This is a genomic window from Variovorax defluvii (genome assembly GCF_039541515.1).
Lineage (GTDB): Bacteria > Pseudomonadota > Gammaproteobacteria > Burkholderiales > Burkholderiaceae_C > Variovorax > Variovorax defluvii.
The window spans coordinates 80,201-102,755 of sequence record NZ_BAABGJ010000010.1 but is presented as its reverse complement, the minus strand read 5'-3'; the positions used below and the strand labels follow the sequence as shown (position 1 = coordinate 102,755).

The 22,555-nt window shown below is 67.5% G+C and carries 19 protein-coding genes; 9 read left to right on the top strand and 10 right to left on the bottom strand.

The genetic code is table 11. The features are described 5' to 3' along the window. Window positions 1–11 precede the first annotated feature (11 nt). Together ABEA07_RS06690 and ABEA07_RS06685 are read right to left on the bottom strand one after the other, a co-directional pair. A complete protein-coding gene (locus ABEA07_RS06690; RefSeq protein ID WP_345536704.1) occupies window positions 12–761 on the bottom strand; it encodes a TSUP family transporter in 750 nt (249 codons plus the stop codon). A 19-nt stretch (window positions 762–780) separates the two neighbouring features. Then, window positions 781–1,767 (bottom strand): Bug family tripartite tricarboxylate transporter substrate binding protein, encoded by a 987-nt coding sequence (locus ABEA07_RS06685; protein ID WP_345536703.1) that lies wholly within the window; start codon window positions 1,765–1,767, stop codon window positions 781–783. A gap of 121 nt (window positions 1,768–1,888) precedes the next feature. Between ABEA07_RS06685 and ABEA07_RS06680 the strand changes: the two genes are divergently transcribed. Continuing rightward, window positions 1,889–2,608, top strand: coding sequence for a GntR family transcriptional regulator (locus ABEA07_RS06680; protein WP_345536702.1), 720 nt, complete (start codon window positions 1,889–1,891; stop codon window positions 2,606–2,608). 6 nt (window positions 2,609–2,614) lie between these two features. Here ABEA07_RS06680 and ABEA07_RS06675 read toward each other — a convergent pair whose 3' ends face one another. Further along, window positions 2,615–3,058: a flavin reductase family protein gene (locus ABEA07_RS06675; protein WP_425584081.1), complete on the bottom strand. Its 444-nt coding sequence runs from the start codon at window positions 3,056–3,058 to the stop codon at window positions 2,615–2,617. A gap of 136 nt (window positions 3,059–3,194) precedes the next feature. Continuing rightward, the gene (locus tag ABEA07_RS06670; protein WP_345536700.1) at window positions 3,195–4,424 is read right to left on the bottom strand and encodes a nucleoside recognition domain-containing protein; all 1,230 of its coding nucleotides are present in this window, start codon (window positions 4,422–4,424) and stop codon (window positions 3,195–3,197) included. 87 nt (window positions 4,425–4,511) lie between these two features. On the opposite strand from ABEA07_RS06670, the gene ABEA07_RS06665 reads away from it, so the two are divergent. Both ABEA07_RS06665 and ABEA07_RS06660 read left to right on the top strand, forming a co-directional pair. After that, window positions 4,512–6,098, top strand: a complete 1,587-nt coding sequence (locus ABEA07_RS06665; RefSeq protein WP_345536699.1) for a phospholipase D family protein — start codon at window positions 4,512–4,514, stop codon at window positions 6,096–6,098. A gap of 12 nt (window positions 6,099–6,110) precedes the next feature. Further along, complete coding sequence (locus ABEA07_RS06660) at window positions 6,111–7,652, top strand: alkaline phosphatase D family protein (protein WP_345536697.1); 1,542 nt, start codon at window positions 6,111–6,113, stop codon at window positions 7,650–7,652. Window positions 7,653–7,660: 8 nt separating this feature from the next. Here ABEA07_RS06660 and ABEA07_RS06655 read toward each other — a convergent pair whose 3' ends face one another. Next, entirely contained in the window at window positions 7,661–8,485 is an 825-nt protein-coding gene (locus tag ABEA07_RS06655; protein ID WP_345536696.1) for a metallophosphoesterase, read from the bottom strand. A 125-nt stretch (window positions 8,486–8,610) separates the two neighbouring features. Here ABEA07_RS06655 and ABEA07_RS06650 point away from each other — a divergent pair, with 125 nt between their 5' ends. After that, a complete protein-coding gene (locus ABEA07_RS06650; RefSeq protein ID WP_345536695.1) occupies window positions 8,611–8,784 on the top strand; it encodes a hypothetical protein in 174 nt (57 codons plus the stop codon). On the opposite strand, the gene ABEA07_RS06645 is transcribed toward ABEA07_RS06650, so the two are convergent. Then, the gene (locus ABEA07_RS06645) at window positions 8,768–9,763 is read right to left on the bottom strand and encodes a LysR family transcriptional regulator (protein WP_345536771.1); all 996 of its coding nucleotides are present in this window, start codon (window positions 9,761–9,763) and stop codon (window positions 8,768–8,770) included. The genes ABEA07_RS06650 and ABEA07_RS06645 overlap by 17 nt on opposite strands. Before the next feature lie 113 nt (window positions 9,764–9,876). Here ABEA07_RS06645 and ABEA07_RS06640 point away from each other — a divergent pair, with 113 nt between their 5' ends. Continuing rightward, window positions 9,877–10,383: a hypothetical protein gene (locus ABEA07_RS06640; protein WP_345536694.1), complete on the top strand. Its 507-nt coding sequence runs from the start codon at window positions 9,877–9,879 to the stop codon at window positions 10,381–10,383. Between the two features lie 72 nt (window positions 10,384–10,455). Here ABEA07_RS06640 and ABEA07_RS06635 read toward each other — a convergent pair whose 3' ends face one another. The 3 genes from ABEA07_RS06635 to ABEA07_RS06625 all read right to left on the bottom strand — a co-directional run bounded on the left by ABEA07_RS06635 (window position 10,456) and on the right by ABEA07_RS06625 (window position 13,906). Beyond that, a complete protein-coding gene (locus tag ABEA07_RS06635; protein WP_345536692.1) occupies window positions 10,456–12,306 on the bottom strand; it encodes a phosphoenolpyruvate carboxykinase (GTP) in 1,851 nt (616 codons plus the stop codon). 172 nt (window positions 12,307–12,478) lie between these two features. After that, window positions 12,479–12,631, bottom strand: a complete 153-nt coding sequence (locus ABEA07_RS06630) for a hypothetical protein (protein ID WP_345536690.1) — start codon at window positions 12,629–12,631, stop codon at window positions 12,479–12,481. 75 nt (window positions 12,632–12,706) lie between these two features. Continuing rightward, window positions 12,707–13,906 (bottom strand): threonine ammonia-lyase, encoded by a 1,200-nt coding sequence (locus ABEA07_RS06625; protein WP_345536688.1) that lies wholly within the window; start codon window positions 13,904–13,906, stop codon window positions 12,707–12,709. 127 nt (window positions 13,907–14,033) lie between these two features. Between ABEA07_RS06625 and ABEA07_RS06620 the strand changes: the two genes are divergently transcribed. The 3 genes from ABEA07_RS06620 (at window position 14,034) to ABEA07_RS06610 (ending at window position 19,886) form a co-directional block, all read left to right on the top strand. Next, window positions 14,034–16,358 (top strand): ATP-binding protein, encoded by a 2,325-nt coding sequence (locus tag ABEA07_RS06620; RefSeq protein ID WP_345536686.1) that lies wholly within the window; start codon window positions 14,034–14,036, stop codon window positions 16,356–16,358. 47 nt (window positions 16,359–16,405) lie between these two features. Further along, window positions 16,406–17,974, top strand: coding sequence for a S41 family peptidase (locus ABEA07_RS06615; protein ID WP_345536684.1), 1,569 nt, complete (start codon window positions 16,406–16,408; stop codon window positions 17,972–17,974). Between the two features lie 466 nt (window positions 17,975–18,440). Continuing rightward, window positions 18,441–19,886 (top strand): S41 family peptidase, encoded by a 1,446-nt coding sequence (locus ABEA07_RS06610; protein WP_345536682.1) that lies wholly within the window; start codon window positions 18,441–18,443, stop codon window positions 19,884–19,886. A gap of 6 nt (window positions 19,887–19,892) precedes the next feature. Here ABEA07_RS06610 and recQ read toward each other — a convergent pair whose 3' ends face one another. Next, window positions 19,893–21,788 (bottom strand): DNA helicase RecQ, encoded by a 1,896-nt coding sequence (gene recQ, locus ABEA07_RS06605; RefSeq protein WP_345536681.1) that lies wholly within the window; start codon window positions 21,786–21,788, stop codon window positions 19,893–19,895. A 194-nt stretch (window positions 21,789–21,982) separates the two neighbouring features. Between recQ and ABEA07_RS06600 the strand changes: the two genes are divergently transcribed. Continuing rightward, window positions 21,983–22,444 carry a CesT family type III secretion system chaperone gene (locus ABEA07_RS06600; protein ID WP_345536680.1) on the top strand — a complete coding sequence of 154 codons (462 nt, stop codon included), beginning with the start codon at window positions 21,983–21,985 and terminating at the stop codon, window positions 22,442–22,444. Window positions 22,445–22,555 lie beyond the last annotated feature (111 nt).

The following is a 22,555-nucleotide window of genomic DNA, read 5'->3' as shown; positions in this document are numbered from 1 at the left end:
TTCCTTGGGTTTCATGTCCAGAGCAGCCAGGCGAACCACGCGCCTACCGCGAGCAGGAGCATCGAGACGAAGCGCTGCAGTTGCCGCACATCGAGCCCGGCCGCGGCGCGCTGCCCGGCGATGGAGCCGATCAGCATCAGCACGCCGCACAGGGCCGCCAGCTGCAGGTCGAGCCGACCTTCCACGGCATGCACGGTGCTGCTGGCCAGGGCGATCGGCAACTGCACCGCCTGCGCCGCGACGACGGCGAAGACGATCGGCTGGCGCAGCAGCATCAGAAGCGGCAGCACCAGCACCGGGCCGCCGGTGCCGGTGAGTGCTGAGCCCAGGCCCACCAGCGCGCCGAGGCCCAGCAGGGCCGGGGCGCCCAGCGGCGCGGCGGCCACGAACGGCATCCGCGATGCACGCAGGCCGCGCCAGCCCGAAAAAAGCACGAGCAGCGTCACGCCCGCCATGAGCGCCGCGCCGGGCAGCCAGCGCACCAGTAGCGCGCCGGCCGCCGCGCCTGCCAGCGCACCACCGAGCAGCGGCACGCAGCGCCGCGCCATCGCATGCTCGCGGCGCAGCGGCCCCAGCACCACCAGTGCGGGCAGCGCAAAGCCCAGCGACGCCGCGGCAATGGCCTGTGGCAGCGGCACGCCGCCCAGTTGGGTCAGCACCGGCACGAGCAGCACGCCGCCGATGCCGCTGGCGCCGATCAGGCCGCCGGCGAGCAGCACGGCCGGCAGCAGGATCCAGGCGCTGGACAGCGACATCAGCATGGGCACGCTCCTTGCGGCCTCATTCGGTCTTGATGCCGGCCGTCTGCACCACGCCGGCGATAGCCTTGCGTTCTTTGGCGAGGTAGTCGGCGAAGGCCGGGCCGGCGATCAACTGCGGCTTCACCGCGATGTCGCCGAGCTTGCGCACGATCTCGGGATCCTTGAGGGTGGCGTCGAGCGCCGCGACCCAGGCGCTCGTCACCGCGGCCGGCGTGCCGGCGGGGGCGAGGATGCCGAGCCAGGCATCCATCTCCAGCCCCTTGAGCTCGGCCGACTCGGACAGCGTCGGAATCGCGGGCGCGCTGGGTGACCGGGCGAGGGAGGTCACGCCAAAGGCGCGCACCTTGCCGTCCTTGATGAACGGCTGGGCCAGCGACAGCGGCAGCACCGCCAGGTCCACCTGGCCGCCGGCCACGTCGGTCAGCACCTGCGGGCCGGACTTGTAGGGCACGTGGACCAGGTCCAGGCCGGCGCGCTGCTTGAACAGCTCGGCGGTGACGTGAAGCGAGGTGCCCACGCCGTCGGTGCCGAAGTTGAGCTTGCCGGGTTGCGACTTGGCGAGCTTGATGAGCTCGGCAGTGCTGTTCGCGGGCAGGGCGGTCTTGCCGATCAGCACGAAGGGAGAGGTGCCGACCGTGCCCACCGGCACGAAGTCCTTGAAGCTGTCGTAGCGTACCGCCGAGGGTGCCACCAGCGGCGCCACGTTGAGCGGGCTGGCCACCGCGAACAGCAGCGTGTAGCCGTCGGCCGCCGAGCGTGCCGCCTTCTGGGTGCCGATGGTGCCGGCGGCGCCGGCCACGTTCTCGATCACCACCGGCTGCTTGAGCAGCTCGCCGAGCCGGGCGGTCAGCAGGCGGGCCGTCGCATCGACACCGCCGCCGGCAGCGAACGGCACAATCAGCGTGATGGGCTTGGCGGGATAGCTCGGCGTCTGGGCCAGGCCCAGGCCCGCGCTGAAGGCCAGCGCGGCGGCGGTGGAACGGATGAAGGCTCGGGCTGCGGACATGGTCGTTTCCTCGGTGTGTGATGAACGGAAAGAAGCACCCTGGCGGTGCGGAATGTACTTGTTATGACAAGTTATGACAAGCAATGCAAGCTGCATGCCAGCGTTGGCGATGAGGGCATGAATGGCTGAACTGCCGCAGTCGCTGCATGCCCGGCTGCGCGACGCGCTGCGCGCGCGCATCCTCGACGGCGAACTCGCGCCCGGGGCCAAGCTGCCGTCCGAGGCGGAGCTCACGGTCGAGCACGGCGTCAGCCGCATCACGGTGCGTCAGGCCCTGGCCGCCCTGCAGACCGAGGGGTTGATCGTCAAGTTGCACGGAAAGGGTGCCTTCGTGTCCCATCCGAGGGCAGCGCAAAGCCTGAACCGCCTGCAGGGCCTGAACGAGGCGATGCTGCCTGAGCAGCATGCGGTGAGCAGCAAGCGGCTTGCCTGGCGCGAGGTGAAGGCACCGCCGGCGGTGGCGCGCCAGCTGCAGCTGCCGGCGGGCGAGACGGTGTACCACCTGCAGACCCTGCGCTACCTGGACCGCGCGCCGCTCTCGCTCAACAGCTCCTACCTGCCGCGCTTCCTGGGCGAAAGGCTGGCGCGGGTGGACTTCTCGCAGCGCGACCTGATCGACGTGTTCGAGCGCGAGGGCGGCCTGGAGATCGGCGAGGCCGAGCTCGAGATCGGCGCCGGCCTGGCGAAGCCGCAGGAAGCGAGGCTGCTGCAGCTCGCAGCCGGCGCGCCGGTGCTGCAGGTGGAGCGCCTGCTGCACCTGGCCGGCGGCGGGCCGGTGCACGTGGAGACCGCGGTCTACCGCGCCGACGCTTTCCGGTACAAGCTCAAGGTCCGGCGTTGAGGCGGGCTACAGCGGGTGTTCGGTGTAGAAGCGCCCGCCATGGAACAGCAGCGGGGAGGCGCCCGGGCTGTGCGTGCAGCGCTCCACCTCGCCGACGAAGATCACGTGATCGCCCTCGTCGTAGCGGCTGCGGTTGAAGCACTCGAAGCTCGCCGCCGCGCCGGCCAGTACCGGCGCGCCGCCCAGGCCCTCGATGAAGTCGACCTCGGCCCAGCGGTCCACGTCCTTCGTGGCGAAGCGCTCGGCCAGCGCCTTCTGGTGGGCGCCGAGGATGTTGATGGCGTAGTGCGAGCCGGTGCTGAGCGCGGCCATCGAGGCGGCACTGCGCGCCAGGCTCCACAGCACCAGCGGCGGCTCCAGCGACACCGAGTTGAAGGAGTTGGCCGTCAGCCCCACCAGCCGGCCGTTGCCGGCGCGCGCGGTGACGATGGTGACGCCGGTCGCGAACATACCCAGGGCCTGGCGGAACTCGTCGGGAGTGAAGGAGGGCGGTTGCGCCTGGGCTGGAGCGGTCACGGGAAAGCGGGAAAGTGAGGGGCTATTCTGTCCGATCGGCCTGCCGGGCGCGTCCGGGCGGCTTCTTGCCTCAGCCGAAGAACCAGTAGCCCACGCCGATCGCGCCCAGCACCCCTGCCAGCTCGGCCAGCAGCGCGCAGCCCACCGCGTGCCGCGCCCGCTGGATGCCGACCGCGCCGAAATAGACCGCCAGCACGTAGAAGGTGGTCTCGGTGCTGCCCTGGATGGTGGCCGCCACGCGGGCGGCGAAGCTGTCCACTCCCTGGGTTTGCATGGTTTCGATCAGCATGGCGCGCGCCGCGCTGCCGGAGAAGGGCTTGACCAGGGCGGTCGGCAGTGCGTCGACGAAGCGTGCGTCCCAGCCGGTCAGGCCGACGGCCCAGCGGATGCCGGCCAGCGCCATGTCGAGCACGCCGGAAGCGCGAAGCACGCCGACCGCGCACAGCATCGCCACCAGGTAGGGCAGCAGGTTCTTCGCCACGTCGAAGCCTTCCTTCGCGCCCTCCACGAAGCATTCGTAGACCTTCACCCGCTTCAGCGCCCCTGCCAGCAGGAAGACCACGATGATCCCGAACAGCGTCAGGTTGCCGAGCAGCGAAGAAAGCGCGGCCAGCGCCGAGGCGGAGAGCGTGGCCAGCATCGCCATGAAGCCGCCCAACATCAGGGCGCCGGGCAGGAAGTAGGCCAGCACCACCGGGTCCCACAACTTCAGCCGCTGCGCGAAGGCCACCGAGACCAGGCCGACCAGCGTGGAGCAGCTGGTGGCCAGCAGAATCGGCAGGAAGACCAGCGTCGGATCGGCCGCCCCCTGTTGCGCGCGGTACATGAAGATGCTCACCGGCAGCAGCGTGATCGAGGAGGCATTGAGCACCAGGAACAGGATCTGCGCGTTGCTGGCGGTGTGCTTGCTGGGGTTGAGGCTCTGCAGCTCGCGCATCGCCTTCAGTCCGATGGGCGTGGCCGCGTTGTCCAGGCCGAGCGCGTTGGCCGCGAAGTTCATGGTGATGAGGCCGAGCGCCGGGTGACCCGCAGGCACCTCCGGCATCAGGCGCCGGAACAGAGGCCCCAGCAGCCGCGCCAGCCCGGCCACCAGACCTGCAGCCTCGGCGATGCGCAGGAAGCCCAGCCACAGCGTGAGCGTGCCGAACAGCAGCACCATCACCTCGACCGAGAGCTTGGCCATCGCGAAGAGGCTTTCGACCAGGGCGCCGAACACCGTGGCATCGCCGCCGACCAGCCAGCGGGACAAGGCAGCCAGTGCCGCCGCCAGAAAAAAACCAAGCCACAAGCCGTTGAGCACGCGTATCCCTTGCTGCTTCCGATGGGCGCCGATCATAGGGGTGGCCTCGCGGGCCCACGGCGGCATGGCGGCGTTACATTGCGGCGCATGCCGTTGCTCGCGCATGTTCGCGCCGTCCTGCTGCTCGCCGCCTCCGTCTGGTTCGGCGGCTGCGCGACGCTGCCGCCGCCCGGTCCCCGCATGCCAAGCCATGCATTGACCGAGGTGGGGGACACGCCGTTGGCGCGGATCGTGCGCGGCTCGATGCCGGCCGTTGCCGTGGACACTGCGGGGCTTTCAGGCTTCCGGCTGCTGCCGGAGGCGGAATTCTCCTTCGAGGCGCGCGTCGCGCTGATCCGGCGCGCTCAGATGTCGCTCGACGTGCAGTACTACCACATCCAGCACGACGAAGTTGGTCTGCTGTTTCTGCGCGAACTGCGCGACGCGGCCGCGCGAGGCGTGCGCGTGCGGCTTCTCATGGACGACCTCTACACGGGCGGCGAGGACATGCTGCTGCTGGGGCTGGCCGCCCATCCGAACGTCGAGCTGCGGCTGTTCAACCCGCTGCCGTCTCGGGCTGAATCGCTGTCGATGCGCTTCCTCTTCTCGCTGCACGAGTTCGGCCGCATCAACCACCGGATGCACAACAAGCTGCTGGTGGCCGACAACAGCTGCGCGGTGACAGGCGGGCGCAACATCGCGAGCGAATACTTCATGCGCAACACCGCTGCCAACTTCATCGACATGGACCTGTTGTCCTGCGGGCCGGTGGTGCGCGAGATGTCCGCAGGCTTCGATCGCTACTGGAACAGCGAGCAGGTGCGGCCGGTCGGCGAGGTGATCGCGAGCGCGGTGGCGCCCTCGGCGCGGCGCGCGCAGTTCGATGCGCTCGCCGGGGAAGGTCTGCCGGAGTTGCCGGTGCGGGCGCACGACGTCATGGATCGCAGCTCCGTCGGTCGGCAGCTGGACGGCGGCGCACTCGAGCTGCGCTGGGCTTCTTCGCAGCTGTTCGTCGACGATCCGAGGAAGATCGTTCGTGGCAGCGATGCCGAGGCTTTCCGCGGCAGTGTCACCGAGGGCGCGCTGCGGGCGCTTGACGCGGCACGCCACGAGGTGACCATCGTGTCGCCCTATTTCGTGCCGGGCGAGCGCGGGATGGCGATGATGAAGCAGGCCACCGGCGGCCAGCCCGGGCGCATCTTCCTGGTGACCAACTCGCTGGGCGCGACCGACGAGCCGCTGGTCTATGCAGGCTACACGCGCTACCGCGCCGAGATGCTGCGCATCGGCGTGACCATCCGCGAGATTGCGCCCGAACTGACCGGCCGCTCGGGTCACTTCGGCGACTTCGGGCGTTCGATCAGCCGGCTGCACGCGAAGCTGGCCGTGGTCGACGATCGCTTCCTCTTCATCGGCTCGATGAACATGGACCACCGCTCCGCGGCGGTGAACACGGAATCGGGACTGCTGATCGACAGCCCCGAGCTCGTGGCCGACTACCGGACGCTTGTCGCCGCCAGCCGGAGCAGCGCGGCCTACCGGCTGCGGCTCGCATCCGACGGCCACCGCGTGCAGTGGGTGGAGTCGGATGACGACGGAAAGGACATCGTCCACGAGGACGAACCGGGCGGTCACTACTGGCTGCGCTTCAAGAATTGGCTGCTTCTGCCCTGGGTGGGCGAATCACTTCTGTAGGAAACGTTCTTCATGGCTCTTCATCGACGCGACCTGAACCGCGCTGCCTTGTGGCTGGCGCTCGGCGGCTGGTCCGCGCTGCGCACCGCGCAGGCACAACCGGCGCCGCGCTGGCGTGCCGATCCCTTCACCCTCGGCATCGCCAGTGGCCAGCCGCGGCCGGACAGCGTGGTGCTGTGGACCCGGCTGGCGCCCGCCCAGGGGGAGGACCTGCAAGGCGTTCGCAGCTGCGCCGTGGGCTACGAGGTGTTCGCCGACGCCGGGTTGAAGCGCCGCGTGGCGCAAGGGGAGGTCGTGACCGATGCGGAGCATGCTTTCAGCGTGCACGCACACGTGAAGGGCCTGTCGCCGCAGCGGGAGTATTGGTATCGCTTCCGCTGCGGCGATGCGCGAAGCCCGGTGGGCCGCACGCGCACCGCGCCGGCCGTCGATGCGCCGGTGCAGCGGCTGCGCCTGGCGGTCGCGGCCTGCCAGAACTACGAGCACGGCTACTACGCCGCGCACCGCGACATCGCCTCCCACGCGCTGGACTTCGTGCTGTTCGTCGGTGACTACATCTACGAGGGCTTCAGCCGCACCCCCGAATTGCGCCGCCACGGCGCGCCGATACCCCTCACGCTGGACGCCTACCGGGAGCGCCACGCGCTCTACAAGCGAGATGCGGACCTGCAGGCCGCGCATGCGGCGCATCCGTGGATCCTGACCTGGGACGACCACGAGGTGGTCAACGACTACGCGAATGACCGCGACCCGGACTACACCGATCCCCCCGCCTTCCTGGCCCGCCGCGCCGCCGCCTACCGCGCCTACTTCGAGCACATGCCGCTGCTGGTGCCACCACAAGGCTCGTCGATGCGCATTCACGACCACTTCACCTGGGGCCGGCTGGCGGAGCTCTGGACGCTGGACTGCCGGCAGCACCGCAGCCACCACGCCTGCCCCGACCCGGCACGCGACTGGGGCCGGCTGGTGATCGGCTGCGAGGCGCTGTCGGACCCGGCGCGCACCATGCTCGGCGCCGAGCAGTCGCAGTGGCTGGCCCAGGGCCTGTCGGCCTCAAGGCGGCAGTGGAAGCTGCTGGGCCAGTCCACGCAGATGAGTTCCACCAGCCTGGAGGCACCGCGTGGCCGCCAGTTCTGGACCGACGGCTGGGACGGCTACCCCGAAGCGCGCCGGCAACTTCTACAGGGCATCGCGGACGCCGGCGTGCGCGACGTGGTGGTGCTGGGCGGCGACGTGCACCGTTTCGTGGCCGCCGACTTGCGGGCGCGGCCCAACGACACGACCTCGTCGGTGGTCGCCAGCGAGTTCGTCGGCGGCTCGATCAGCTCGCGCGGCGCCAGCCGGCGGGCCATGGAGGAACTGCGGCGCGACAACCCCGACGTCGCGCATGCGCGGGGCGATGAGCGTGGCTATGCGCTGATCGACGTGACGCCCAAGGGGCTGCATTGCGAGTTCCGGGCGACCGCGCATCCCGTGTCGGCCGATGCGCGCTTCCAGACGCAGGCGCGCTTCGCGGTCGAAGCCGGCGTTGCGGGGGTGCAAGAGGCCTGACGCCTGGATCAGCGCTTGGCGCGCGGCGCCGGCACCTCGATCAGCCAGTCGGGGCGGAATCCTTCCTGTTCGCCCTTGCCCACGTAGCCCAGGGGATTGGCGGCCACACGGCAGCCGTCTTTCACGTAGTCGAAGGCGCAGTGCAGGTGGCCATGCAGCCACAGGTCGGCCTGCGGCAGCAAGTCGTCCAGGGTGTTGCAGAAGCCGGCGGTGCCGGGGCTCAGGCCGTAGCGCGGATCTGCGCTGGCGAGGCTGGGGGCGAAGTGGGTGACGGCCACGGTCGGCCCGTCGTAAGGCTGGGCCAACGCTTCGCGCAGCCAAGCCTGGCACGTCAGTGAGTGCTCTCTTAAAGAGTCTGCGAGGAAGATCTCGCCGTTGCGCATCGTGGCTGTCTTCTCCAGGTAGAAATTGGCCGCACGCATCGCCTTGCCGCGTTTCCTGAGCGCTTCAGCCATGCTGTCGCCGGGCTCGATCAAGGCGTCGAAGTCGGCCCACAGCGTGGTGCCGATGAAGCGGACGCCGTCGATCACGCGCGTCTCGCGCTCCAGCCACTGGATGCCGAGCGCTCCGCAGAGGGAGCGCAGGCGCGCGTGCGTGGCGTCGAAGTCGGCGTTGTCGTACTCGTGGTTGCCTGGCACGTAAAGCACCGGCGTCGGCCAGCCCCGCCGAGGCGAAAAGCGCGACAGGCCGAAATCGTCGTCATCGATGCGAGATCCAGTCTGATAGGAACCGATGTCGCCCGCCAGGACCAGAAGTTCCGCACCCGGCGCCGGAGTGATTTCGAGCCGGGGGTGAACCTCCAGGTGCAGATCCGAAAGCAACTGGAGCTTCATGTCACACAGTCTAGGCGAATGGTCCCATGCGCATCACGCATAAGGTTTTCACTGGAAATGCTAGGGAAAACCCTTAATCTTGGGAGATCACCAACCCTAGCGCGGAACAAGCCCGCGCACTTGCCATGTTCAGCTTCATCGCCCAGATGCGTCGCCGGTTTCGTCTGGCAGCGCCTGAAACCGCTACCAGCCCCGCCAATATCCTGATGGAAAGCGCCGACTGCCGCGCCGGCCTGGACGCGCACCATGCCCAGGAACTGCGCGCCGCCGCCAGCGCTTGGCTCAGCGTCGTTCGCTGAACTCCTCCGCTGGCCGGGGCGGCTTTGCATCGGCGAAGGCGGCCGCGGCAGAACGCAGCAGCGCCTCGCGCAACCACTCGTGAGCGTGGTCCTGCTGGGCCTGTCGATGCCAGACGGCATCCACATGCACCAGCGGCTGCTGAAACGGCAGTTCACGCAGCACCAGCTGCTCGATGCCGGCGACCTTCACGAAATGGCGGGGCAGCACCGTCAAAAGGTCGGAATTTGCAACGACGCGGCCGGCGGTCAAGAACTGGTTGACAGTCGCGACCACGCGCCGCTCCCGTCCCAGCGCCCCAAGGGTCTGGTCGATGAAGCCGTAGGGCCGGCCGGAAAAGGTCACCAGCAGGTGTCGGGCGGCGCAGAAGGCGTCCAACGTCAGGGGGTGGTCGGCCAGCGGATGGCCTTGCCGCATCACACAGACGTATTCACCGATGTAGAGCCGTTGCGCCTCGAAGGGCTGCGCGGCGGTGCTCGAAGGGCCCCGCGCCGCCAGGTTTGCGCTGACGAGGGGGAAGTAGCCAATCGCCATGTCCACCTCCTTGTTCTCGAGCAAGGGCCGCGGGTCTCGGGTGGTCAACGGCACCACCCGCAGCGAGATCGCGGGTGCCTCTTCTTCCACAATGCGGACCAAGCCGGGGACTAGCTCGGCGGCGGTGGCGTCCGCCATGGCGAGAACGAAGGTGTCGTCGGCGACGGCGGCATCGAATTCGTGCGGCGCCAGCGTGTGCTGCAACTGCCGCAAAGCATCCCGTACTGTGGGCCACAGCGCCAGCGCGCGGGGGGTGGGTTCAACGCCTGCGCCCGATCGGCGCACCAGCTCGTCACCCAGGGTCTCGCGCAGCCGGCGAAGGGCATTGCTGACGGCAGGCTGGGTGATCGAGAGATTGCGGGCTGCCCGCGTGAGATTGCGCTCCGCCATGACCTCGTCGAACACGCGCAGCAGGTTCAAGTCAAGGGTGCGAAAGTTGACATCTATCATCGATGTGAATGATAGACATCAGTAGGATAAATTGGGAAAACATCAGGGAAACCCCTAATATCACCGCATCGGCTACCGCCAATCGCTGTCCTGAAGGAGGGACTATCACCATGACCAGCTTTGTCCACGTTGACCAACCGGCAAGTCACCCGGGCGTTGCCCGTGCTGAAGCCGTCATCGAACACATCCGTATTGCTCGCCGCGGCTTCGACGGCGCCCGCGGCCTCGCAGCCCTGTTGCTGGCAGCCATCGTTTCCTCGCTGCTCGTCGTCGCCGACAAGCTGATGTCCACCTGGAGTGAAGGTGGCCTGCTGGTGGCTTGGCTTGTGCTCTGGGGCGTGGCCTTCGCAGCGCTTGCCTTCTTCGCCGGAACGGCGCGTGGCTTGGCCGTTCGCGCTGTCTCGGCTGCGCGCAATGTCGCCCGTCGCCGCGCCGCCGCTCGCGCGGACGCGCAGTTTCTTGCTTATTCCAAGCAAGATCCGCGCATCCTTCGCGACCTGCATGCAATCCGCACACGCCGCGAAGCCGAGCAGGCTCAACTCAGCGTGACTGCCGACGCCAACATGCCCGGCCTATACCAAGCACTGCGCCAGGTGAACCTGAACCAGCACTACTGATCGCCACCGCGGTCTCGACGAAAAAAAAAGCCGCCCTTCCCGGGCGGCCTTTTTTTTGCAGCGACGTACCGATCAGGCGGCCAGGCGCTGCTCGATGGCGGCCTTGGTCTGCGGCAGTTCCTTCGGCAGGTGGTGCGCCAGTTGCTCGAACAGCTCCGCATGCAACCTGAGCTCGGCCTGCCACGCGGCCTTGTCGATGTGGGTGACGGTTTTGAATTGCTCGGCGCTGAAGTTCAGGCCGGTCCAGTTCAGGTCCTCGTAGCGCGGGCTCACGCCGAACACGTGCTCCGCACCGTCGCCGCGGCCTTCGATGCGGTCGATCATCCACTTCAGCACGCGCATGTTCTCGCCATAGCCCGGCCAGGTGAACTTGCCGTCCTCACCCTTGCGGAACCAGTTGGTGGTGTAGATCTTGGGCAGTCGCGCACCGCTGGCCTCGAGCTTCTTGCCCAGGTCCAGCCAGTGCTGGAAGTAGTCGCTCATGTTGTAGCCGGCGAAGGGCAGCATCGCGAAGGGATCGCGTCGCACAACGCCCTGCTGGCCGGCGGCGGCCGCGGTGGTTTCCGAGCCCATCGTGGCCGCCATATAGACGCCCTCGACCCAGTTGCGCGCCTCGGTGACCAGCGGCACCGTGGTGGAGCGGCGTCCGCCGAAGATAAAGGCGTCGATCGCCACACCCTTGGGGTCGTCCCAGGCGCTGTCCAGCGCCGGATTGTTGGTGGCGGCGACCGTGAAGCGCGCGTTGGGATGGGCTGCCTTGGCGCCGGTTTCGCGGGCGATTGCCGGCGTCCATTCCTTGCCCTGCCAGTCGATGGCATGGGCCGGGGCCTCGTCCGTCATGCCTTCCCACCAGACGTCGCCATCGTCGGTCAGTGCCACGTTGGTGAAGATCACGTCGCGGTCCAGGCTGGCCATGCAGTTCGGGTTGGTCTGCATATTGGTGCCGGGTGCGACGCCGAAATAGCCGGCTTCGGGGTTGATGGCACGCAGGCGGCCGTCCGCCGCGGGCTTGATCCAGGCGATGTCGTCACCGATGGTCGTGACTGTCCAGCCCTCGAAGCCGGCCGGCGGGATCAGCATCGCGAAGTTGGTCTTGCCACAAGCGCTCGGGAAGGCGGCAGCTACGTGATGCTTCTTGCCCTCAGGACTGGTGACGCCGAGGATCAGCATATGCTCGGCCAGCCAGCCCTCGTCGCGGCCCATGTTGGAGGCAATGCGCAGAGCGAAGCACTTTTTGCCCAGGAGGGCGTTGCCGCCGTAGCCCGAGCCGTAGCTCCAGATTTCACGCGTCTCGGGGTAATGGACGATGTACTTGGTCTTGTTGCAGGGCCAGGACACGTCTTTCTCGCCCGCCTGGAGCGGCGCCCCCACGGTGTGCACGCAGGGCACGAACTCGCCGTCGGCGCCCAGCACGTCATAGACGGCCTTGCCCATGCGGGTCATGATCTTCATGTTGACCGCGACATAGGGGCTGTCGGACAGCTCGATGCCGATGTGCGCGATCGGCGAACCCAGCGGGCCCATGCTGAAGGGCACCACGTACATGGTTCGGCCCTTCATGCAGCCGTCGAACAGGGGCTGCAGGGTGGCGCGCATCTCGGCCGGCGCCATCCAGTTGTTGGTGGGGCCGGCATCTTCCTTCTTCTCGGAGCAGATGAAGGTGCGGTCTTCCACCCGGGCGACGTCGCTGGGGTCGGAGTTGGCGAGGAAGGAGTTCGGCCGCTTCGCCGGGTTCAGCTTCTTGAAGGTGCCGGCGTCCACCATCTGTTGGCAAAGCCGGTCGTACTCTTCCTGGCTGCCATCGCACCAGTGGATGGCTTCGGGCTTGCACAGGGCAGCCATGTCCGCGACCCAGGCGATCAGTTTTGCGTTCTTGACGTACGCGGGCGCCTGCACGGCCAGGCCTTTCAGCGGTGCGTTCATAAAGTCTCCTAAGTTGAAAAACAGTCTTTCCGAACGGGGCTCGGGGCCGCGGGCCGCAGAGGTCCGTTGGAAAAAACGGCTTTGTCTCGGGAGAGGGGCGAGTAGCCCAAAAGGCGTGAGATCCTCGCTGGGCGGCGGGACACCCCGTGTCCGCCGCTTTCGCACTCGGTTGTCAGGCCATATAGACGGCGATCGAGGCCAGCAAGAGCATCAGCACGCCACCGGCGACCGGCAGCACGAGCGGCATGAGGTGAACGATCGACTCGACCGCATCATGTTCGACGGCGGCAGCCTTGCCGGGCTCAACAGGTGTGGGGTTGGACATCTGATTCCTTGGAAAGGGAAAACTGAGGCCATTTTACCGACTGACCGGTCGACCATGATCTAAGGGCTTGTCCCCCTACCGTTGCTCCTGTGCCTCGAAGCCGGCGCGGGCCAACGCTTCGAGGACGGCAGAGAGGTGCTCGCGCCCCCGAGTCTGCAGGACCAGCTCGATGTCCACGTTCTGCGCAGCCAGCATGGTGAAGGCGCGCTGGTGGTGCACCTCGTCGACGTTGGCGCCCGCTTCTGCCACAGTGGCCGTAATCTGGGCCAGCGAGCCCGGGACGTCGCGTGCGCTCACGCGCACTCGGGCGAGCCTGCCGGCGCGGACCATGCCGCGCTCGATGATCGCCGCCAAGAGCAGCGGATCGATGTTTCCGCCCGAGAGCACCAGCCCGATCCGCTTGCCGCGGAATCGATCCGGATGTCGGATCAGCGCTGCCAGCCCCGCGGCGCCGGCACCCTCGACCAAGGTCTTCTCGATCTCCAGCAGCATCAGCACCGCCTGCTCGATGTCGCCCTCATCCACCAGCAGCAGGTCGTTCACCTGGGCGCTGATGATGGCCTGGGTCAGGACGCCCGGCGTGCCGACCGCGATCCCCTCCGCGATCGTGCTCTGGCCGATAGCATGTTGCGTGCCCTGGATGGCATTGACCATGGTCGGGAAGCGCCGCGTCTGCACGCCCACGATCTCGATATCGGGACGGCGCGCCCTCGCGGCGAGCGCCATGCCGGCGATCAGGCCGCCGCCGCCGACCGAGACGACCAGCGTATCCAGGTCCGGCACGGCATCGAACATTTCCAGGGCCACGGTGCCCTGCCCCGCGATGATCGCCTCGTCGTCGTAGGGATGGACGAAACTCAGCCCTTGCTGTTCGGCCAGGGCGAACGCGTGCGCGCGCGCCTCGTCGAGCGTGTCGCCGTGGAGCACCACCTCGGCGCCGAAGCCGCGGGTACGCTCGATCTTCACGCCCGGAGTGAAACGCGGCATCACGATCAACGCGCGCAGGCCCAAGCGCTGGGCGTGGTAGGCCACGCCCTGGGCGTGGTTGCCGGCCGACATGGCGATCACGCCCCGAACCCCCTGCTCGGACAACTCGACCAGCTTGTTGCACGCGCCGCGTTCCTTGAAGGAAGCGGTGAACTGCAGGTTCTCGAACTTCAGGAAGACCTGCGCCCCCACGATCTCCGACAGCGTGCGGGACTCCACGCAAGGCGTTTCCAGAACCTGACCCTGCAGGCGCAGGGCGGCGCGCTCGATGTCTTCGATTCCCGGCATGGGCTGCATTGTGGACCCGGACTCGCAACATCCGGGTTTTTACCCTCCCCGAGGCTTCCCGAAGCCAAAAGTCTGCGCTATGGTCGCGGTCAGTTTTCCCTGTTCAGTCCCTGCTGGAGGTTGCTCGATGGTCAAGCGTTCCGGTGCCGATGTCGTGGCCGCGGCTTCCCGCGGTCATGCATTGCCGTCGCCCGGACTCAAGGAAGCACCGGTGCTGGAGCTCATGTGCTCGCACTTCGTGCTCACGCTCGCGGCCAAGCAGGGCCCCCGCTTCAACGTGCGGCGCGACCTTAACGGACTGCTCTCGCTCACTGGCCGCCACTTGGTCTGGCCGGCCGCGGTGTTGCAACGCCTACGGGAATTCCTCGGGCGGCGCTGCGCCGGCAACGAGATCTGGAAAGGGGTGGAGCATTTCGACAACCGCACGCTGCTGGAGCGCCACGGCGTTTGGCGCGGCCCCTATGAAGAAGGCACGCTCTTCTTCTACCTGGACGAATACGCCAAGGATCAGCCCAAGGACCTGCTCTCGGTGCTCGCTGTCACGCGCGACTGGCTGACGCACGCGCTGCGCAAGCAGTCGACCCTGGTCGAAAAGAACATCGACGCGCTGGCCGGGCTCCTGCAGCTCAACAAGGCCGAGCGCGCGCTGCTGCTGTACGGCACGCTGGCCCGCTACCAGCGCGACCTGCGTTCTCTGCTGGTCGAATTCAAGGTCAACAACGCCCCCGAGGCCTACGCCGCGATCGCCGAGGTCGCGGGGGTCAGTGCCAGCGACGTGGGCGAGGCCCTGCGTGCAGGCTCGCGCCTGGAGCGCATCGGCCTGGTCGAGAACCTGATCTCCGAGCACAACATCACCGACCTGGCCGACCTGATGAAGGTCAGCGAGAAGCTGCCGCCGGTGCTGATGCGCGAGTACCGTGACCACAACGAACTGATGGCGGTGTTCACGCGCCCCTCGGCCAAGAGCGCGCTCACCGAACAGGATTTCGGCTTCGTGCAGGAAGAAACGCGAATGCTCGTGACCTTGCTCGCCGCCGCCGTCGCTCGCAAGGAGCCGGGCGTGAACGTGCTGCTCTACGGCCCGCCTGGCACCGGCAAGACCGAGCTGGCGAAAGTGGTGGCGCAGGCTGCGGGTCTGGAGCTGTTCGAGGTCGAATATGCCGACCGCGACGGCAACTCGCTCTCCGGCCGTGACCGCTACCGCTCGCTGCAGATCGCGCAGGTCTTCCTCAAGGGCAGCGCCCAGGCGGCCCTGCTCTTCGACGAGGTGGAAGACGTCTTCCCGCCGATCAGCACCGAGGCCGCTCAATTGATGGCGCGAGCCGAGCAGGTCGCCGCGCCGGCAAGCGGCAGCGTCAGCGGCAAGGCCTGGGTCAACCAGATCCTCGAATCGAATCCGGTGCCCACCCTCTGGGTGACCAACCGCATCGAGCAGATCGACCCGGCCTTCCGCCGCCGCTTCGCCTACCACCTGGAGCTGAAGTCGCCGCCGCCCGGCGCGCGCGAGCAGCTCGTGCGCAGGACGCTCGAGGGCGTGGCCGTGTCCGAGGCCTTCACCGCCAAGCTGGCGGCGCGCAAGGGCCTGACGCCGGCGCAGATTCGCACGGCGGTGCGATTCGCCGACCTGGCGATGTCCGAGGGCGCATCGATCGAAGGCCTGATCGAGCGGCAGCTGCGCAATGCCGACCAGGCGCTCGGCGTGGTCGATGGCCTCGGCGTGCGCCGCAGCGTCACCACCTACGACCTCGACATGCTCCACGTCGAGAGCCGCTTCGAGATCCCGCGCATCGTCGAGGCCCTGAAGGCGCGCGGCCACGGCACCCTGTGCTTCTACGGCGCGCCCGGCACCGGCAAGACCGCCCTGGCCGAGCATATTGCCAAAGCCATCGGCCGGCCGCTGATCATCAAGCAGGCGAGCGACTTGATGAGCAAGTACGTCGGCGAGACCGAGCAGAACATGGCCGCCATGTTCAAGGAGGCCGAGGCCGAGAAGGCGGTCCTCCTGCTCGACGAGGCCGACAGCTTCCTGCAGGACCGCCGCGGCGCGCAGCGCACCTACGAAGTCACCGAGGTCAACGAGATGCTCCAGGGCATGGAGCGCTTCGACGGCATCTTCGTGTGCACCACCAACCTGCTCGACCGCCTGGACCAGGCGGCTCTGCGCCGCTTCACCTTCAAGATCAAGTTCATGCCGCTCACGGCCCCGCAGCGCGAGCGCATGTTCGTCACCGAGGCGCTGGGTGGCGATGCGGCCGCCCTGACGGACGAGATCCGGAACCGGCTTTCCGGCCTGCCGCAGCTGTGTCCCGGCGACTTTGCGGCCGTGAAACGCCAGACCGATATTCTTGCCGTCGCGTTCTCTGCCGACGAGTTCCTGGATCAGCTCGAAGCGGAGCATCGCATCAAGCCCGAGGTGCGCGAATCGCGCGGCATCGGTTTCGTTCACAACTAGCCACCACATCGAGTCGCGCCATTTCGTCGGTGCGAGAGGGAGTTTGCATGCAGTTCGTCTGGCAGCGCGCAGCGGCGCTGGTCGTGTGCGCGTCGGCGCTGTCGGGATGTGGTGGCGGGGGAGGCGGCGGTGGCGGTGGCTTTCTGCCACTGGCAGCGATTCCGCAGCTGCAGCAACAGCAACAGCAGCAGCAATTGGCTGCGCCCGACGAGCCCATCGTCGAGTCCTCCAGCGTCTCCGGCCTGTGCACCGCCCCGCGTACCGGCATCGATCCGGACACCGGCGCCGTCTTTCCCGATCGCAGCGGCAGCGTCGACGACGAGAAGCGCTGGGTGCGCGGCTGGATCGACGAAACCTATCTCTGGTTCGACGAGGTGCCGCGCAGCTTGCGCGCCAGCGACTATGCGACGCCGGTCGCGTGGTTCAGCGTGCTCAAGACGCCTCAGCTCACCGCCTCCGGACGGGCCAAGGACCGTTTTCATTTCACGCAGGACACGGCCACCTACCAAAGTCTCTCGCGCGGTGGCGTCGACGTGGGCTATGGCATCGAATGGGCTTTTCTGAGCGCGTCCGCGCCGCGCGACATCCGTGTGGCCTACACGGAGGCCAACTCGCCGGCGGCGCAGGCCGGCATCGTGCGCGGAACGCGTGTGCTGGAGGTCGACGGTGTCGACGCCGTCAACGGCACCGACACGGCGCGACTCAACGGTGGCCTGTCCCCTGTGCGCGAGGGCGAGGCGCACAGCCTGCGCCTGCGCGCACCCGACGGCACCGAGCGCACGCTGTCCCTCGTTGCCGCGCGTGTGCAGCGTGCACCGGTTCTGAACGTGAAGACCATCGGTACGCCAGGCGGCCCGGTAGGCTACATGCAGTTCAACGACCACCTCGCGACCGCCGAGGCCGCACTGATCGCAGCCGTCAACCAACTCCAGGCCGCAGGCATCGTCGACCTCGTCATCGACATGCGCTACAACGGCGGAGGCTTGCTCGATGTGGCCAGCGAACTGTCTTCCATGGTCAGCAGCGGCGCGGTGACCACCGGCGCGGTGTTCGAGCGCCTCGTGTTCAACAGCAAGAACCCCTTCCGCCTCGCGCCGGCGCAGGCGATCGTGCCTTTCCACACGACGTCGCGCGGCTTCTCCACGCCGGTCGGGCAGTTGCTGCCGCGCCTGGGGCTGTCGCGCGTCAGCGTGCTGACCGGCCCGGACACCTGTTCAGCGAGCGAGTCGGTGATCAACAGCCTGCGCGGCGTGGGCGTCACCGTGAACCTGATCGGCGGTGCGACCTGCGGCAAGCCCTACGGCTTCTTGCCGCAGGACAACTGCGGAACCACCTATTTCTCCATCCAGTTCCAGGGCGTCAACAACCGGGGCTTCGGCGACTACGGGGACGGCTTTGCGCCCACCTGTGCTGTCGCCGACGACTTCGACCATGCACTGGGAGATCCGGCCGAGGCGCGGCTGGCGACGGCCTTGAGCTTCCTCGGGACCGGGGTATGCCCGGCGCCGGGGTCGAGCAAGACCGCAGCCTCGCTGCGCAAGTCGGAGGCACACGGCACACCTTACCTGGTGCGTTCGCCGATTCGAGAGAGCCGGCTGGTCCTGACCCCGCAATGAGCTGAACGGCCGAGGCGAACCCGACGACTGCAGCGCCGGGTGTACGCCCGTGTGCCGCAAGGGCGCGGCGTATCTGAACCTGAGGAAATGTCGCGGCCACAGCGTTCGCGGCCCATGCCTTCCTAGCATCCCCGCCCACGCGCTGGCGTGGTGTCCGGCAAGATCTATCGGAGGAAGCATGGGGAGAATTCTGGAAAACAAGGTCGCGCGCGTGGCAGCGTGCGCAGCATGGGTCATTGCGCTGTCCGCTTGCGGAGGCGGTGGTGGAGGGGGCGGCGCCCCGGTGTTCCCGCCGATGGCCACGCAGCCGTCGGCGCCTGACGACGCTCCCAACTCGCCGCCTTCCGCCAACTCTGCGGCGCCCGCGGATACCACCGCCTCGCTGCCGGCCGGCAACCCTGCGGCGCCTGTGGATCCCTCCGCCTCGCCGCCGCCCGCCGGTCCGGCGCCAACGGAAGGACCGACGGTGCCCGAAGCGCCCGCCCAACAACCCGTCCTTCAGTCCATCGTGCCTTCGGCCTCTGTCGCCGCCCAATGCGCCGTGCCGCGCACCGGCGTCGACCCCGACACCGGCGCTCCCTTTGCCGATCGGAAAGGCACCCTGGACCACGAAAAAGACTGGGTTCGCGCATGGATCGACGAAACCTACCTGTGGTTCGACGAAGTCCCCAACACCCTGCTCGCAAGGGACTACGCGACCCCCATCGCCTATTTCGACGTGCTCAAGACGCCGAAGCTCACGGCGAATGGCCAGCCCAAGGATCGCTTCCACTTCACGGCCAACACCGAACAGGCCCGTGCCATGGCGCGCGACGGAAGCGGCATCGGCTATGGCGTGGAATTCGCCTTCCTGAATACCTCGCCGCCGCGCGATGTCCGCGTCGCCTTCGTCGAACCCAGTTCCCCGGCCGCGCAAGCCACTTTGGCGCGGGGTGATCGCCTCGTCGAGATCGATGGCATCGACGTGCTGAATTCGACGAACACCGATGCACTCAATGCCGCGGTGATGCCTCAGCGCGAGGGAGAGCAGCACAACTTCAAGCTGCGCGCGAACGACGGCAGCGAGCGCAACGTGACGCTCACGTCGGCCTCGATCTCGCGCGAACCGGTGCCGTTGCTCGACGCATTCCAAGCCGGGAACAAGTACGTCGGCTACCTGCTCTTCAACGACCACACGGCCGCGGCCGAGTACTCGCTCGTCTACGCGATGGAGGTGCTCCAGTTCATCGGCGTCACCGATCTCGTGATCGACATGCGCTACAACGGCGGTGGCTATCTCGACATCGCGAGCGAACTGGCCTACATGGTGAGCTCCGGCGCTGCGACCCAGGGCAAGACCTTCGAGCAGGTGCTCTACAACAGCAAGAATCCATTCAAGCTGAAGCCCGAAGACACCAAGGTGCCCTTCCATGCCGCCACGCTCGGGTACTCGGCACAGCCAGGGTACCCGCTGCCGCAACTCGGCCTGTCACGGGTCGTCGTGCTGAGCGGCCCCGACACCTGCTCGGCCAGCGAGTCCCTCGTCAACAGCCTGCGTGGCATCGGCGTCGTCGTCGATCTGGTCGGCGGCCGCACCTGCGGCAAACCCTACGGCTTCACGCCCCAGGACAACTGTGGCACCACCTACTACGCCATCCAGTTCCAGGGCGTCAACGACCGGGGCTTCGGCGACTACGGCGACGGCTTCGCACCGACCTGTGCAGTGGCCGACGACTTCACGCACGCGCTCGGCGACCCGGCGGAAGCCCGGCTTGCCGCCGCATTGAAACTGCTCGGGGGCGGCGCTTGCCCCACTCCGCCGGCGGTCGGCAAGGGTGTCGCGGCCATGCGCAAGGCCGAAGCCGAGCGCGTGCCGTATCTCGTGCGCTCTCCGCTGCGCGAAAGCCGCCTGCTCGGCCGCACCGCACGCTGAAGGCTGTCAAGCGTGAAACGAGGCGCAGACTCTGAGCACGTCGGTCCCATACGCCTCCAGCTTCTTGCTCCCGATGCCGCTCAGGCCCTGCAGGTCCTCCAAAGTGGCCGGCGCTCTTTCGGCGATCGCGGCCAGCGTCGCATCATGAAAGATCACATAGGCCGGCAGGTTGTGCTCGCGCGCCACCTCGGCGCGCCAGGCCTTGAGCGCGGCAAAGCGCGCCAGGCCTGCCGTGTCCAAGGCGGCCGCGGCCGCGGCCGGCGCGGGCGCACCGCGTGCCGGCTTCTCGCGCCGCGACTTCTTTCGTTCGGCCGGCGACGAGACCGATTCGCGCAGCAGCACCTGCACCTCTCCCTTGAGCACCGCGCGCGAGCCCTCGGTCAACTGCAGCGTGTTGAAGGCCTGCGCATCGACTGACAGCGCACCGATCGCGATCAACTGGCGCATCACGCCGCGCAGCTGCGCCTCACTGAACTCGCTGCCGATGCCGAAGGTACTAAGCCGTGCATGCCCGAACTGCGTGATCTTCTCGGTCGTCTTGCCGCGCAGGATGTCCATCACATGGCCGGCGCCGAAGCTGATCCCGCTGTGCTGCTGCACGCGGTAGATGGTGCTGAGCAGCTTGCGCGCCGCATCGGTGCCGTCCCACACCTGTGGCGGGTTCAGGCAGTTGTCGCAATTGCCGCAAGGCGTGCTGTGCTCGCCGAAGTAGCGCAGCAGCCGGACGCGCCGGCAATCGCTCGCTTCGGCCAGTGACAGCAGCGCGTCGAGCTTGCCGCGCATCACCTGTTTGAAGTCTTCGCCCGCCGGGCTCTCGTCGATCATGCGGCGCTGATTCACCACGTCCTGCAGGCCATAGGCCATCCAGGCATCGGCTGCTTCGCCGTCGCGGCCGGCACGGCCCGTCTCCTGGTAATAGCCCTCGATGTTCTTCGGCATGTCCAGGTGTGCGACGAAGCGCACGTCCGGCTTGTCGATGCCCATGCCGAAAGCGATGGTCGCCACCACGACCACACTCTCGTCGCGCAGGAAGCGGTCCTGGTGCTTCTGGCGCACCGCGGCATCCAGGCCGGCGTGGTAGGGCAGGGCTTCGATGCCGGCGTCGCGCAGGGTCTGGGCCGTTTCTTCGACGCGCTTTCGCGACTGGCAGTAGACCACCCCTGCATCGCCCTCGTGCTCGCGCTCGATGAAGCGCAGCAACTGCGTGGTCGGGTCCTTCTTCTCGACGATGGTGTAGCGAATGTTGGGGCGGTCGAAGCTGGAGACGAACTGCTGCGCCGATTCCAGCTGCAGCCGCTCGACGATGTCGGCGCGCGTGAGCGCATCGGCCGTCGCGGTCAGCGCGATGCGCGGCACGCTCGCAAAGCGCTCGTGCAGCACCGTCAGCGCGCGGTACTCCGGCCGAAAATCATGACCCCACTGGCTCACGCAATGCGCCTCGTCGATCGCGAACATCGACAGCTTGCCCCGCTGGTGAAGCTCGTCGAGCTGCGACAGGAAGCGCGGCGTCGTCACGCGCTCCGGTGCCGCGTAGAGCAGAGTGATCTCGCCGCGCAGCATGCGGCGCTCCACGTCCTGCGTTTCTGCCCAGTCGAGCGTCGAATTGAGATAAGCCGCATCGACGCCGGCCTCGTGCAATGCGCCCACCTGGTCGTGCATCAATGCGATCAAGGGCGACACCACCACCGTCACGCCACGGCCGGCCCGCTGCCGCGCGATGGCGGGAATCTGGTAGCACAAGGATTTGCCGCCGCCGGTCGGCATCAGCACCAGCGCATCGCCTCCAGCGGTGACATGTTCGACGATGGCTTGTTGATGGCCGCGGAACTCGGTGTAGCCGAAAGTCTCCCGAAGGATCTGCGACAGCGCAGGGCTGGATGGTGAGGACGGCAAGGCGGACACGGGTGTGAAGCCGGGGGGCGTAATAAATGATGGGGTGGGGTTTCGGGCGGTGCCGCATTGGGCGCCGGAAACTGATTGTCGCTTCACCCGGTATCACAAAAAGCCAGATGTCCACCGGAGCCGGCAAGACACGATTGTTACCAACCCTTGAGACGAGATCGGTGTCTCGTCCCGCCTTCTGAGGAGACAGGCCGATGAGTCGAGAAGACTACGTCGAGTTGGTACAAGACCTTTGCGAAGAGCTGGAACTCGGCGACGCCGGCGAGTTCCTGGAGCGCAGCTTGCTGCAGGTGGACGACACCCTGGTCGGCCTCGAGTACCTGGAGGAGCGCGACGAGATCCGGCTGCTTGCGGACCTCGGCGAAATCGAGGAAGGCGTCGACAGGAGCGCGATGCTCCAACTGCTGCTGGAGTTCAACCTGGGCAACACCAGCTTCTATCTGCCGACCTTCAGCCTGCACGCCGAGAACCATCATCCCGTGCTGGCGTACCACATTCCTTTGCAGGCATTGCTCGATGACGACGTGGAGCTGTCGTTTGTGCTTCAGGAGCAACTGCTTCCCGTGCTGGATGAATGGAAAGCCAGATTGCGGGATGCGCTCGCCAGCGCGCCGCCTGCGGCCGATCCTTTGCCCCAATTCGGTTCGATGGCTTAGCAACGGAGTTGTGATGCTTTCAATCTCAAACACCTCGACAGGACCAGTGGTTGTGTTTCCCGGGGCGGGCCCGCGAGACACGGGCAAGCCTCACCTCGCAAAACCAGTGTC

Coding starts and splice junctions, on each gene's coding strand:
- ABEA07_RS06680 (WP_345536702.1), top strand. CDS start 1,889: ATGGCTGAACTGCCGCAGTCGCTGCATGCCCGGCTGCGCGACGCGCTG.
- ABEA07_RS06650 (WP_345536695.1), top strand. CDS start 8,611: ATGTTCAGCTTCATCGCCCAGATGCGTCGCCGGTTTCGTCTGGCAGCG.
- ABEA07_RS06620 (WP_345536686.1), top strand. CDS start 14,034: ATGGTCAAGCGTTCCGGTGCCGATGTCGTGGCCGCGGCTTCCCGCGGT.
- ABEA07_RS06600 (WP_345536680.1), top strand. CDS start 21,983: ATGAGTCGAGAAGACTACGTCGAGTTGGTACAAGACCTTTGCGAAGAG.
- ABEA07_RS06690 (WP_345536704.1), bottom strand. CDS start 761: ATGCTGATGTCGCTGTCCAGCGCCTGGATCCTGCTGCCGGCCGTGCTG.
- ABEA07_RS06675 (WP_425584081.1), bottom strand. CDS start 3,058: ATGTTCGCGACCGGCGTCACCATCGTCACCGCGCGCGCCGGCAACGGC.
- ABEA07_RS06630 (WP_345536690.1), bottom strand. CDS start 12,631: ATGTCCAACCCCACACCTGTTGAGCCCGGCAAGGCTGCCGCCGTCGAA.
- ABEA07_RS06635 (WP_345536692.1), bottom strand. CDS start 12,306: ATGAACGCACCGCTGAAAGGCCTGGCCGTGCAGGCGCCCGCGTACGTC.
- ABEA07_RS06655 (WP_345536696.1), bottom strand. CDS start 8,485: ATGAAGCTCCAGTTGCTTTCGGATCTGCACCTGGAGGTTCACCCCCGG.
- ABEA07_RS06625 (WP_345536688.1), bottom strand. CDS start 13,906: ATGCCGGGAATCGAAGACATCGAGCGCGCCGCCCTGCGCCTGCAGGGT.
- ABEA07_RS06665 (WP_345536699.1), top strand. CDS start 4,512: ATGCCGTTGCTCGCGCATGTTCGCGCCGTCCTGCTGCTCGCCGCCTCC.
- ABEA07_RS06615 (WP_345536684.1), top strand. CDS start 16,406: ATGCAGTTCGTCTGGCAGCGCGCAGCGGCGCTGGTCGTGTGCGCGTCG.
- ABEA07_RS06640 (WP_345536694.1), top strand. CDS start 9,877: ATGACCAGCTTTGTCCACGTTGACCAACCGGCAAGTCACCCGGGCGTT.
- ABEA07_RS06685 (WP_345536703.1), bottom strand. CDS start 1,767: ATGTCCGCAGCCCGAGCCTTCATCCGTTCCACCGCCGCCGCGCTGGCC.
- ABEA07_RS06660 (WP_345536697.1), top strand. CDS start 6,111: ATGGCTCTTCATCGACGCGACCTGAACCGCGCTGCCTTGTGGCTGGCG.